Here is a 13,271-nt window from a genome sequence, read left to right on the forward strand (position 1 = left end):
CAAAGATAGAACATTCTGATTAGTAGGGCAAAAGTTATCCGTTTTTTTTATATTATAATAACTAGGGAGGCTGTCAGCATCTCGGAATATTGTTTTATATTTGCAACAGATAAAACAACTTCTACAACATTCTAATGAATAATAATGAATCTTCTATGAGAAATTACGAAAACAAAACAAAGGAGGATCTTTTAGAAATAATCGAACAATTAGAGAAGAAAATAGATTTCCTTTCCTCTCATTCTTCAGATTCTTCCTCTCCCTCCAAAGGACGTTTTCGTGATAAATATAGTACCCGGATACTGGATGCTCTTCCTGACATGCTCACCGTCTTCGACCATGACGCCAATATTATAGAGCTTGCTTCTTCTCCGGCAACTAATCACGTAGAAGGTATCAGCCCCAACAATATCACTACCACTAACGTAAAAGACATTCTGCCCAAAGAGGCTTATGAAAGTGTCCGCAAGAATATGGATAAGGTGATTCTCACAGGAGAAAGTTCAACAGCCAGACACGATCTTATGTTGAATGGTGTTTTACATCACTACGAAAACCGTATCTTTCCTTTGGATAAAGAGTATCTGTTGTGTATGTGCCGTGATATATCCCAACAATGGGAGGCGGAACAGACGAATGCCCAGCAACAGAAAGAACTAAAGGCTGCCAGAATCAAAGCGGAAGAGTCGGACCGATTGAAATCTGCTTTTCTGGCAAACATGAGTCATGAAATACGTACCCCGCTCAATGCCATTGTAGGATTCTCCAAACTAATCACTTACGCAACATCTGCAGAAGAGAAGAATCAATATTCGGAAATCATCGAACGAAATTCGGAAATGCTGCTGAATCTATTCAATGATATTCTGGATCTGGCATCACTTGAAGCTGATTCTCTAAAATTCAATATCCGCCCGATCAAATTAATAGATATCTGCCTGCAGCTGGAACAACAATTCTGTCATAAGACGCAAAACGGTGTCAAACTTATTCTGGACGACGTAGATACGGACATGTATACTTCGGGAGACTGGAATCGCATCATACAAATTATAAGTAACTTGCTTAGTAACGCTACGAAGTTTACCCCGAAAGGAGAAATTCATTTCGGCTATCGGGAAAAGGAGGATTTTGTAGAGTTCTACGTTAAAGATAGCGGCATCGGCATTCCGGCAGCAAGAATTGCCACAATTTTCCGGCGCTTTGGAAAGGTCGACGATTTTGTTCAGGGAACAGGATTGGGATTAACTCTTTGCAGAATGTTAGTAGAGAAGATGGGTGGACGTATCTGGTTGCGCTCCCAGGAAGGCCAGGGAAGCAGATTCTATTTTACCCTACCTTTGATTCGTCAATAAAGATCGATTAAGGACACAAATATCTGTGTCCAGGCATGACCTTACATGACTATTTACAATTAAATATAGATATACAGAAAACGCGGCTTGTTGGTAACAAAACCGCGTTTTCCGCATATATCTATGTTTGAAATATATTCATTTATTCCTTAGCAGCCGGAGCACTAAGCATTTCTTTATATTTCACCGGATCATTCAGAATTTTCATCGCTTCCTTCAAACCGTCATCATCCTTCAACTGCTGGATGATATTACCACGTTGGTAATAGTAACGCTTGATAATTTCAGTAGCAATCATCTTCTTTATATCAGATGAGAAATAATCCAAGTCGCGGTCAAGATCATGATTTAACTTCTTCTCAAGTGCCTTGAACTCCTCTGAAGCATCATCCATATACCCTTCAAACTCGGCAGCTTCTTTCAACGTTTTCAGAATTTTCTCGCTTTGCTGGTCATATTTGAAATCAGCTTTCTTCACCAACGCTTTAAAATCATTATAATCGGCATCTGTCACCTCAAACTTCTCCGGAGCAACGATGGTAGGATGTTTCAAACAATACTGAGTTGCATAATCAAAAATCAGATTATCACGTACCAGATAGAAGAGGATATTCGGTAATTTCTCCTGTTTGATAACAATATCCGGCATTACACCACCTCCGTCGCGTACTTCACGTCCGGCAGCCGTATGGAATACCTTAGTCAAACTGTCAGGAATGGTTCCTACACTTCCATCTTCATTACGATGCTTGTAGTCAATAGCCTGTACACAACGTCCACTTGGAATATAATATTTGGAGGTAGTCACTTTCATCGTTCCGCCATAAGGCAAAGAGCGGGGAACCTGTACCAGTCCTTTTCCGAAGGTACGGTTACCAACGATAACGGCACGGTCGAGATCCTGCAGAGAACCTGATAAGATTTCGGAAGCAGAAGCGGTTCCACTATTTACCAATACCGCAATCGGAATATCCAAGTCCAACGGCTCGCGCAATGTCTTATAAGTGTTACTAGCTTGTTTGATTTTCCCTTTGGTCGTTACAATCACCTTTCCACGCGGCAAGAAATAATTCGCAATTTCTACTGCTTCATCCAGCAATCCACCGCCATTACTACGGAGGTCTATCACCAACGAAGTAGCTCCCTGTTTCTTCAAATCCAGAAATGCTTTCTTAAACTCTTTGGAAGGGTTGCCGGAAAAAGTGCTAAGGCTAATGTAACCTACATTATTATCCAATACGGCAGTATAAGGAATCGCCGGATTCTGAATAGACTCACGTACAATCGTGAACTCCATCGGCGTACGTCCACCTTTCTCATTCGGGCGCTCAATCTTTAGCTTAAAACTGGTACCTGCCTGTCCGCGTAACATCTGGCTGACTTCCGCATTATTCTTACCGGCAAGATCCTGTCCGTCAATCTCCATCAGTATATCTCCCGCTTTCAGACCGGCTTTTGCAGCAGGCGTTCCCTCAAAAGGTTCAGAAATCATCGAACGTTTTAGTTTCGTATTATAAGCAATGTAAGAACCCATCCCACCAAATGATCCTTTAATCATCTGCTCCAGTTCACTCTGATCTTCTTCCGGGAAATATTCCGTATAAGGATCCAGCGTATAAAGCATATTATCGATTCCTTCCCGAATCGTTTTATTCGGATCAATGGTATCTACATAGAACATATCCAGTTCTTTCACAATCGCATTAAATATATCCAGATTCTTTGCAATCTGGAAATTACGGTCGTCTCCACTCTTGAAACTAAAGAAAGCAACTGTTGCTATCACCGCTACTGCAACAATAGCTATCTGCCTGTTCAGCAATTTTTTCATACCTCTTTCAATCTAAATGAGTCGTAAAAGTAGCTCAATCCTTTGTTATTCCGCCAGAACCCTGTTAATATTTAACTTAATTTCATCCCAGCGTTCCTGTGATATCGTTGTTCCGATTACCTGAATAACATTTCCCGAGAGAATAGAACCTATTTTTGCACATTTATCCAACGAATATCCGCAAGTCAATCCGTATAAGAATCCGGAAGCAAAATAATCACCGGCACCGGTAGTATCTACCACTTTTTGAACCGAAATGGCCGAAACCTTTATTTCTTCTGTCCCTTTGCGGATATAAGAACCATTTGCCCCGACTTTTACAATAGCAATACTGCATTTCTTGGCAATCACTCTCAAAGCTTCCTCCGGCTCCTTGCCGGTAAAGGCTTTCGCTTCCTCTTCGTTTGCAAAGACAATGTCGACATATTTGTTTATTAACAAGGTGAAGAATTCCAGATCATTAGCCACAATGTTATAACTAGCCATATCGAGACAAATCTGCAAACCGGCTTCTTTAGCCAGTTCAATGGCGTGAAGAATCATTTCGTGGTCCTGAACAAGATAGCCTTCTATAAATAGGTACGCGTAACCTTTAAACATATCCAAGGTCAGTTCCTCTGCTCTCAAAGAAGCCGCTGCTCCCAGATAGGTTCCGAAAGTGCGCTCTCCATCCGGTGAAATAAAAGTGGATGCCACACCGGAAGGCAGTCGATCCGAGGTCAATAATTTGTCTTCAATCTTATTTTTCTGCAGATTTTCACGAAAAAATTCTCCATAATTATCATTTCCCACTTTTCCGATAAACCCTGTTCCAGCACCCAAACAAGCCAGTCCGAGGATGGCATTTCCTGCCGATCCGCCTGTTGCCAAGTGAGTTTTCATCTGTGAAAATTTTGTGTTAATCTGCTGTAACTTAGCGTCATCGATGAGCTGCATGCTTCCTTTGGGTAAACCCATTTCATCCAAAAGAGTATCATCCTTCAGGGTTGCGAGTACGTCTACCAGGGCGTTGCCCAATCCTATTATTTTGTCCATTCCTAATATTTTTTTTGCAAAGATATTGCATATTTCAAAAAAACCTAGTACTTTTGCATCGCAATTGAGAAAAACATTCTTCCTTAGCTCAGTCGGTTAGAGCATCTGACTGTTAATCAGAGGGTCCTTGGTTCAAGTCCAAGAGGAAGAGCAAAAGTTGAAATCTTGATTGCAAACATTCTTCCTTAGCTCAGTCGGTTAGAGCATCTGACTGTTAATCAGAGGGTCCTTGGTTCAAGTCCAAGAGGAAGAGCAAAAAAGAAGCCACCTAGAAGGGTGGCTTTTCTATTTATTCACCTTTCTTATCATCCAAAGGACTAATAATATATCTTGTGGGATTTGGCTCAGAACAACCATATCTCTAAAAGTAGGTACATCATATCGGTACAAAAAGGAATTAAATAGTGATTAACTGGTGTGGTATTGAATCACAACAGAATTGAATAAATTCTCTTATTGGATATTTATTTTCCATTTTTCCATGTCCCCCTTCATCTTTTCTCTGTCTCTCCGATGAATAAGGAATTTGCGGGTGAAGGATAACAACTTCACCATCTCTTCTCCTGTAGCGATTAGTTTCAAAAATTGTTTCAAGGCTTGAAACAATCCGTTTCACACCGAGAAACACTTCGTTTCACTGCTTGAAACACTTTGTTTCTCGGCGTGAAACATCTAGTTTCAAATAGGGTTGAAACTAATTACGAAATAGCTTTACTAATCTTGCTTAATGGTGGAATCTGAAAGTAGCAATTTGACTTGATTCACGATGAAGAGAAGGTGAAGGGGCGGCTATTCACCTGCAAACTCCTTGTTTATCGGCAATACAGAAGAAAAGTGAAGGAGCTGGAAGAATTGAACATGTTATAGAAAAGAGCATCGAATTGTTCAAAACCCATATGGAATGAGTCGAATCGTCTATTCATAGGAAATGATTTTAATTGGGCATTTCTATTTATCCGTTTGCCTATCCAGATTCGTTCCACTTGCTATTTTTATTTCGTTCCATTATAGTGGAACGAAGTAAAAGTAGCTAATTGAGATAATCTGACTAGGCAATAAAGATAATTTGTTTGGGCAATTAAAAAAGTCTTATTGGCACACCTAACGGAGATACGGTGGCGAGGCATGCATTCGTTTAGCTCAAAACTGTGCAGGAACGAACTTTTTTGGTATAGGCTGCCCTAAAGCACATTACCCAAACTTTTAAACTGTTCCCCGATTTTTCAAACTAATCTAAAATTTATCCCCGCTGATTTGCTACTACTCCAAAGACAGCGGTTCAGTTTGAAAACGGCGGCTTAGTCTGAATATTGGGGATTTGGGGATCAGTTTGAGAACAAAGACGAAAGAATAAGGGGAACCTCCCGGATAAATCCATTAGTCCCCCTCTGATACTGGTCGTACCTCATCGTTTCTTGATAAAGGCAAGTAGTTACACATAAATGTAATGTTTTCGACCTTTTAACCGTCAGACACCACTCCGTCCCATTTGACTTGCCTTTAAAGTTTAAATAACATTAGATCTTGGCGAAAAATAGCAAACCACAACCAACTGGCTGCTATAGATTCGCCGTGACACTTCATTTGTTTAATGAAAAAATAGACGAGGCAGTCCTACCGTTTGGATATAAACCACCTCGTCTTGGGGTCTTAGCCGAACCTGTTTATTTCTCTATCTTCATTCATTTCAAATCGGTTTAAATACATAAAAGAAGGAAAGAATACCATAAGAGATGTCCAGCCGGATGATTTCTTGATTGTATGGCGATGCAGCCAAGAAGGGTATTCTCAAGCAAATCACACGATTGCTTTGAGGAGAAAGCGGGCATATCTTTTTTGTTCTTTCCATTTATAACAAATGATGGTTTGCGCCCTTTTACAAACCCTGTATATACAAAAAAAGCGGTAGGGCATTTGCCTATCCGCAAGCGAGGGAGTCGAAGCCCTATACGCACAAACAGGAAATACCCCCCGCATATCGCAAGGAGCATTTTACTGTTTCATGTGCGTATTTGAATTTTCGACTTTTCGCTTGCACAGAAATCTGCTAAACGCTTTTTTTCTTCAAAAACATAAAAACATGTCGATCTACGACAGTGCAAATATAAGAAATTATTAATTCATTCGGTTCTCAATCTCGTTTTTTTTATAAAAAGTCATCTTTGAGAAGCCCTTTATACATTCTTGAAACAAATTTAAGCCGTTGCCAACGTCAATATACTAATCCGTATTCCTTCCACATTCACTAGGCAGGAAGCACATGCCAGAGTAGTAGAACCAGTGGTCAACACATCGTCAACTATCAATATGTGTTTTCCGGCAAGTGTTTCGGGATGCTGAAGCTCGAAGATACCTTCCACATTATCCCGACGTTCAAACACAGATTTACGCGTTTGCGTTTCCGTATTTTTCTTACGCAATATGGATTCTGTATCGATGGGTATTCCTGTTACAGCAGCAATACCACGGGCAATCCACTCACTCTGATTATAACCACGGATTTGCTGTTTTTTCTTATGAAGCGGTATGGGGATTATCACATCAATTTCCTGAAAAAAATGGGAAGACAAAAGTTCGGCAGCCATATACCGCCCCATAATTGCACCTATTTCCTTTTGTCCACCATATTTCAACCGATGAAGAATCAACCGGAAGTCGCTTCCTTTCTCATAAAAGAAAAAAGAAGTAGCCCGTTCCAAAGGGATTTGTCCCCAGAAGAGCCGTTCTACCGGATTATCTTTTCGAAGATGATAATTAGTACGGGGTAGATTGATATTACATACTGTACAGATACATTCTTCACCCTTTGCTAACGGCCGGTCGCAAACAACGCAGCAACGGGGAAATAGCAAAGATAAGAAGGAACTAAGCCAGTCTTTGATAAGAAGTGTGTGTTTCATAATAATAGAAATTTGAAGTTGCAATAGCACCTACATATTCAATGGAGGGACTTCTGCTAGGAGCTTCTGAAAGAAAGGATGAAGATTCCCGTTCGTTGCGATAATATGATGTCCTTCTATGAAATGATCCTCACCATAAAAATCAGTCACCTTTCCTCCCGCCTCCTGAACAATCAGTGCTGCCGCAGAATAATCCCATTTTCCGAGAAATGCTTCCATCCAAGCATCAAAACGCCCAATAGCCACATAGCAGATTGCGGCAGCAGCCGAGCCATTCATTCGAATACCGCCCACTACCCCATAAAGCTGATCGATGAGATGAAGAGCAGTCTGTTTATATTGCAGATGATTATAAGGTAATTCTGTAATGACAAATGCATCTTTGATGTCCTCAACGTTCGACACATGAATTTCTTCACCATTCATAAACGCTTTTCCGCCTTTCCAAGCATAAAAACATTCATCCCGGCAAACTTCATAAACGACACCTAAAAGAAGTTCGGTACGGCTACGTAAAGCGATGGACACACAATAAGGAGCCTCATCATGAATATAATTCGTGGTTCCATCCAAGGGGTCAATCACCCAACAGTAGGGTTCATCCTGATAAGTGGCAGAGCCTTCTTCTGTAATGAATCCCGCTTCAGGCAATAAAGCAGTAAGGGCTTTCACCACTCGCACTTCAGATTCTTTATCCACATAAGACACATAATCGTGTGCATGTTTTTCCACCACACGCTCACGACGGAAGTTCTTTCGTTCTTCTTTCAAAAAATATCCAACTTCTGTAGCAATCCGACATACATCAGCTGTAAGTTGTTTTAAATCTAACATTCTATCTTTCATAATTTAGGCAATCCGCAAATCAATGCCAAAATTATTACTTTTTTTGATAGAAATAAGAGTTTTCCCGGAAAAAGATAAGTAATTCCAAGGTATACTCTATTGAATTACTTTTGCACAGTAAATCTATATTCCGTAACGGAATAATATTTCTCATGAGGACGCAACACACAGGATGGAAATTCAGGATGATGTGGCGTGTCCGGATGATGGATGGTTTCCAATATCAGACCACCATATTTCTGTTGTGGACCACCTTTAGCCACTATCTTTTCTGAAAGCCCGATACCGGTATAGATCAACAAGCCGGGCTCTGTAGTGTAAGTTTCTAATTGACGGCCACTTTGAGGTTCCGTGACAGTTGCAGCATAACGCAAATCTCCGTTATAATCACGAAGTATCCAGTTAGCCGAATAACCACCCATAAGTTTCATGTGTTCATTAGGAGAGGTGACACGTTCTGCAAAGCTATGAGGAGTGCGAAAATCTAAAGGTCCTCCTACTACTGATTCAACCGAAACCGGCACATACCACGGAGTATTTACCGTAACTGAATCCGCATTAATTTGTACGATATGATTTAAAACCGAACCTCCGTCATAACCCTGAAGGTTAAAATAGCAATGTTGCGACATATTAACGATAGTCGGCTGATCGGTAACTGCCTCATATTCTATACGCCAAGTATTGTCCGGAGTCCAGTAATAAGTGACTTTACAGTCCAAATTACCAGGATATCCCTCCTCTCCGTCAGGACTGCAACGAGTAAAAACAATGCCAAGCGTATCAGAACAATTGACCGGCATCGCTTTCCACATGACACGATCAAATCCCTTCACACCGCCGTGCAAATGCCCGGGACGTCCGTTTGGAGATTCATTGCACGAAAGTTGATACCGAACAGAATCAATCATAAAATTCCCGCCGGCAATACGGTTAGCATAACGTCCTAATAAAGCCCCGAAAAACCGCTCGGCTCCAGTCTCATAATCCTTTAGGTTTTCATATCCAAGCACTACATCTGCCATTTTTCCTTCCCGGTCCGGCACCATAATATTCGTCACACGACACCCATAGTCAATGACCTTGAATTGAGCTCCTGAAGCATTAGTCAGGATATATTGAGTAACGGTATCACCACCTTGAGTAACACCATAAAATGCTGTTTTCACTCCAGGAATGACCTCACATTCCGCACAAGCACTAACAAGTACGGCTAAATACAAACAAGCAAAAAATCTATTCATCTGACATTCAATAGTAAAGAATAAATATTTTATCGAATAAACAGCCACAAAAATGCAAATGCAGAAGAAGATAAGATCTCTCTTATTCGTTTGAGCGCAATGCTTATTTGTGTCTCTACTGTTTTTACAGAAATCCCGAGACGTTCGGCAATCTGCCTATAAGAAAGTCCCTCCTTCCGGCTCAAGGAAAATATCTCCCTACATCTCTCCGGAAGCTGTTCAATTGCCCGATTCACCACTTTTGTCAAGGCATCAATGTCAAAACAATCTTTATATTTCCTTTCTTCCAGTTGCTGGTTAAACCAATTCTCTAACAACTGATGCCTGTTTTCCTCATCACGAAGATAGTTTAATACCCGATTTTTGGCAGCCCGGAAAAGATAGGTTTTTATATAGGTTATTTCAATACAATCTTTATTCTCCCATAGTTTGAGAAACACCTCCTGAATAACATCTTCTATGACTGCTACATCATGCGTATAGAAGTTGAGAAAACAACAAAGTTGTTCATAGTATGTATCGTAATAATTTCGAAAGGCTTGAATATCCATCGTTCCCGGAATTGTGTTTATCAGTCTCACAAATCTACAAAAAATAATCTTCTTTCGGAATATATTTTCGTAAAGAGAACCATACCTTCAAAACACTTTCTAATACTAAAACCGAAATTACATTAATTGCACTAAACAAAGATGCTGATAATGAAGCGGATCATACAGATTCTTTCTAAATATAAATCTGTATGAATCCGCGTCCAAATGAGCTTTACAAGATCGTTCAGAATTGTCTTTCTGCAAAAATATTCAGAGCATAAGGATCACTCACCGCTGCCTGCTCAATATATTTCTGTGCCAGCTTCGTATCACCGGTGTAGCGATAAGCCAGCGCTAGTAAATAACTATAATAAGCACTCCTTTGCTGTACGGCACGATCGCAGAAACTTATAAAGAAAGGAGTAGTGGCAAAATAACCCGCATCAACAGTCTTCATGCCTTCTTTCCAATCTTGCAGTTTATAATTGATGAGCATATCCCCCTTGAAAGGCATACCCGTTTCACGATAACAAAGTGCCTGATAAAATGGCAATTCCGGTAAGTTCATATTACTAAAATAATCTACCTCAATACCCGTTATAAAATCAAAATTCTCATTGGCCTTGTCTTCCTGCCCCAAAGATTTCAAACAGATTGCTTCATAATATTTAAATGGAACCAATCTAACGATATTCCACAAACCTGCTCCCAGATTTTGAGGCAGAGTTTGCGCAGCCTTAAAACAATCAACCGCTTCTTGCATTTTATTTTCTTTCATTAATCTACGCCCTTTCAGGAAATAAGCAAACATATACTGTTCTGCTACGGCATGTTCTCCACCTTCAGCCGGGACAAAGTTACGTCCCCTAAGAAGTTCTATTGCCTTATCCTCCTGTCCTGCCATGTTATAAGCTCGTGCCCATTCAAGCATAATATCATCGCGGCTAATTACAGACTTATGATTATTCAGGAAAGAAATACGTTCAATAGGAGCAACTCCTAACTTACCCATTACATAGACCGTTTCAAAAATCAACTGTTCGTCATTCGGCTTCAAGGATAATGCCTGCTTCAATAAGGGTAACACTTCATTTTTACGATCCATGTGTGAATAGTAAGCGACAGCCAGATTTCGTGCAGCACGATAATCAGTACCGGACAAGCCTTCCCAAAGAGCGACTGCCTTCTCATAATGTCCTTTGGCGTAGAGGGCACATCCCAACAGCAACTGCGCCTTCCGACTTCCCTGTTTTGCCCAATGAGACAAACTGTTCATTTCAATTCGCCGACTTGGGAAAGCAATCCCTTCCGTTGCCGAATCATTCGGAGAACCGCCTTTTATATCTGCATATATGGCAGACAGACTAAAAATCAGAGGTTCGTGTGTTTGCAACATCTCTATCAGGGAAACAGTCTCTTTCTGCAGATTAGCGACAAGCAAAGTTTCTATAAGATCGAGACATACCTGATTCTTATCCGTCTGTATCTTTTCCATAAAATCCCGGGCACTAACTTTACCGGTCAACACACCGAAATAACGTGCCAAATGATTAAGTTTATCATTCGCTTCTACAGACAAATATTGACGTTCCGATGCTTTTTTATCTCCCTGCAAATAAGAAGCATATATCATCAACGCATTGGCTACAGCATTATCTTTATGATAAGTAATGGCAGTAGTAAGATGTTGAACAGCCTTGTCATACTCCAGCTTACGTATGTCAAGCATAGCCGCATAAGTCATGGCTGAAGAAACATAAGCACTGCTCCATGCCGCTTTCCGGAAATAATCATAGGATTTCTCCTGCTCATCGAGCGCTAAATAAACATGCCCTAACAAATAGTACAGTTTCCCATTTTCAAGACGCGTATTGAACCGTGTCAACACTTTTTCCGCCCTCAAAAGATATTCCAAAGCCTCACTGTAAAAAGCATTGCGTAATTTTGCTTCTCCTAAAGCGATCAATGCAGGAGCAAAATTCGGATCACGTTCAAGAGCTTCTTTATAATAGCTCTCTCCTTTAGTGGCAGGATCACGGTATTGGTCCACATGCAAACCTTCAAGATACAACAAATGCGGACTTTCAACCTTTTTGATATTCGGCATATCCTGTGTTGTATGAGGAATATTAAAAGTATCGTGTTTCTTCACTGTATAAGACATTAAAACAGTTCCGTCATTAGCGGTGACATCTATTGAATATCCCAACTTCATTCTTACATCCGCAGGTAGCATATATTCTTCTCTGGCTTTGACCGTAGCTTTTCCTGAATACAAAATCTGATTATCACCTTTGACCGTAATCTTCACATTACGAGTCTTGTTCAGTTGCACTTTAATCGTATCCTTGACGTATATAGCTCCTGTCGTGTTCGCAAAATCCGGAACCCCGATTTCTCCGATCGGGAACCAATATTGCGAGAAGGTTTTAGTCTCCATCGGTTCAAGCCATGTAAAGTCCGGCTGATTGTCAGAATAACTGCCTGCCATTAACTCACAATAGGCTCCATCTGTATCTGTGAGAGCATTTTCCCAAGACTGGGACAACTGATTGTAAGCCCATGTGAACATTTTCTTACCGGGTGACACATGATGATCTCCGATGTGTACAACCCCGCATTTCCTGCCCGTATCATAACCGCCAAAGAAATCATACTGTGATGCCGCACTAAAATAAGAGGTAGGCTGAATCGTATTCTTATGTTTGCTTATATCAACTGCACCGTCATAACGAATACCATTAAATATCCCCGCCGCATTTGTTGCAACCGGATAAGTGGTAACCGAACGTTTGTAATGGAAAAACACATGGCTTACATCGTGCGGAAAGAATATCTCATAATTCTTATTCGAAGGTACCGCCACATTCTCCCACCATAAAAACGAATGTCTTAACGGTGTGATATTCGACAACTTGACTCTCGTTTCAAAGATAGACTCACCAGGATTAAGCACAATACCAACCATGCCTTTCATCCGGTCTGTCGGATCATGTTCCGAAACCCAAACAATCACTCCTCCGCCCGGCAGTTTTTCTATCTCATAATCAGTAGGCATAAAAGACGAAGCCCGATGATGAAAAGGCCAGTTAAACTCCAGTCCACCGGAAATCCATGACCCCAATGCACCGATAAGAGCAGGTTTTATGACATGGTTCTTATAGAAAAAATCATATCCATTCGTTTTATCTTTGGCAGCATATATCTTACCACCAATTTCCGGCAATATTTGAAGTTCCAAATATTCATTCTCCAATTTGATTAGTGTATATTCCTTATCCACTTTTTGTTCCCGATTCACTTTCAGAACGATTTTATTAGGATAAGGATTGCCACTCGACCGTTGGTGTACCCGGTTTTCAGCAAACATCGGCAGTTCTTCACGTTCGGGTTCTGTGTATGTCGGAATACTGACTTTACTTACAGACACCTTGACCGATTGCGCTTTCGCGCTTGTAGTAAGAAACAAAATCAGAAATAAAATATTGAAATATTTCATGAATGCATGTATTATTATGATTAAAAAA

General features: G+C 40.6%; 8 protein-coding genes and 2 tRNA genes. 3 read left to right on the forward strand and 7 right to left on the reverse strand.

Going from position 1 to position 13,271, the window contains the following annotated elements:
- Positions 1 to 155 precede the first annotated feature (155 nt).
- Complete coding sequence (locus tag HMPREF9010_RS23300) at positions 156 to 1,355, forward strand: PAS domain-containing protein (protein WP_008646380.1); 1,200 nt, start codon at positions 156 to 158, stop codon at positions 1,353 to 1,355.
- Between the two features lie 142 nt (positions 1,356 to 1,497).
- Here HMPREF9010_RS23300 and HMPREF9010_RS23295 read toward each other — a convergent pair whose 3' ends face one another.
- Both HMPREF9010_RS23295 and HMPREF9010_RS23290 read right to left on the reverse strand, forming a co-directional pair.
- Entirely contained in the window at positions 1,498 to 3,186 is a 1,689-nt protein-coding gene (locus tag HMPREF9010_RS23295) for a S41 family peptidase (protein WP_004310710.1), read from the reverse strand.
- A gap of 45 nt (positions 3,187 to 3,231) precedes the next feature.
- A complete protein-coding gene (locus tag HMPREF9010_RS23290; protein ID WP_004310711.1) occupies positions 3,232 to 4,221 on the reverse strand; it encodes an adenosine kinase in 990 nt (329 codons plus the stop codon).
- Between the two features lie 77 nt (positions 4,222 to 4,298).
- On the opposite strand from HMPREF9010_RS23290, the gene HMPREF9010_RS23285 reads away from it, so the two are divergent.
- Both HMPREF9010_RS23285 and HMPREF9010_RS23280 read left to right on the forward strand, forming a co-directional pair.
- Positions 4,299 to 4,372: transfer RNA gene (locus tag HMPREF9010_RS23285), tRNA-Asn, on the forward strand.
- 28 nt (positions 4,373 to 4,400) lie between these two features.
- Positions 4,401 to 4,474 (forward strand) — tRNA-Asn (locus HMPREF9010_RS23280).
- A 1,942-nt stretch (positions 4,475 to 6,416) separates the two neighbouring features.
- Here HMPREF9010_RS23280 and HMPREF9010_RS23275 read toward each other — a convergent pair.
- The 5 genes from HMPREF9010_RS23275 to HMPREF9010_RS23255 form a co-directional block, all read right to left on the reverse strand.
- Positions 6,417 to 7,121 (reverse strand): ComF family protein, encoded by a 705-nt coding sequence (locus HMPREF9010_RS23275; protein WP_008646383.1) that lies wholly within the window; start codon positions 7,119 to 7,121, stop codon positions 6,417 to 6,419.
- A 30-nt stretch (positions 7,122 to 7,151) separates the two neighbouring features.
- Positions 7,152 to 7,955: an inositol monophosphatase family protein gene (locus tag HMPREF9010_RS23270; RefSeq protein WP_008646385.1), complete on the reverse strand. Its 804-nt coding sequence runs from the start codon at positions 7,953 to 7,955 to the stop codon at positions 7,152 to 7,154.
- Positions 7,956 to 8,071: 116 nt separating this feature from the next.
- Positions 8,072 to 9,211: an aldose epimerase family protein gene (locus HMPREF9010_RS23265; RefSeq protein ID WP_008646389.1), complete on the reverse strand. Its 1,140-nt coding sequence runs from the start codon at positions 9,209 to 9,211 to the stop codon at positions 8,072 to 8,074.
- A 29-nt stretch (positions 9,212 to 9,240) separates the two neighbouring features.
- Positions 9,241 to 9,762, reverse strand: coding sequence for an RNA polymerase sigma-70 factor (locus HMPREF9010_RS23260; protein WP_032849707.1), 522 nt, complete (start codon positions 9,760 to 9,762; stop codon positions 9,241 to 9,243).
- Positions 9,763 to 9,988: 226 nt separating this feature from the next.
- A complete protein-coding gene (locus HMPREF9010_RS23255; protein WP_008646393.1) occupies positions 9,989 to 13,243 on the reverse strand; it encodes a DUF5107 domain-containing protein in 3,255 nt (1,084 codons plus the stop codon).
- Between the last annotated feature and the right edge of the window lie 28 nt (positions 13,244 to 13,271).

It is taken from the genome of Bacteroides sp. 3_1_23 (assembly GCF_000162555.1).
In the GTDB taxonomy this organism is placed as follows: Bacteria; Bacteroidota; Bacteroidia; order Bacteroidales; family Bacteroidaceae; genus Bacteroides; species Bacteroides ovatus.

Coding starts and splice junctions, on each gene's coding strand:
- HMPREF9010_RS23300 (WP_008646380.1), top strand. CDS start 156: ATGAGAAATTACGAAAACAAAACAAAGGAGGATCTTTTAGAAATAATC.
- HMPREF9010_RS23295 (WP_004310710.1), bottom strand. CDS start 3,186: ATGAAAAAATTGCTGAACAGGCAGATAGCTATTGTTGCAGTAGCGGTG.
- HMPREF9010_RS23290 (WP_004310711.1), bottom strand. CDS start 4,221: ATGGACAAAATAATAGGATTGGGCAACGCCCTGGTAGACGTACTCGCA.
- HMPREF9010_RS23275 (WP_008646383.1), bottom strand. CDS start 7,121: ATGAAACACACACTTCTTATCAAAGACTGGCTTAGTTCCTTCTTATCT.
- HMPREF9010_RS23270 (WP_008646385.1), bottom strand. CDS start 7,955: ATGTTAGATTTAAAACAACTTACAGCTGATGTATGTCGGATTGCTACA.
- HMPREF9010_RS23265 (WP_008646389.1), bottom strand. CDS start 9,211: ATGAATAGATTTTTTGCTTGTTTGTATTTAGCCGTACTTGTTAGTGCT.
- HMPREF9010_RS23260 (WP_032849707.1), bottom strand. CDS start 9,762: ATGGATATTCAAGCCTTTCGAAATTATTACGATACATACTATGAACAA.
- HMPREF9010_RS23255 (WP_008646393.1), bottom strand. CDS start 13,243: ATGAAATATTTCAATATTTTATTTCTGATTTTGTTTCTTACTACAAGC.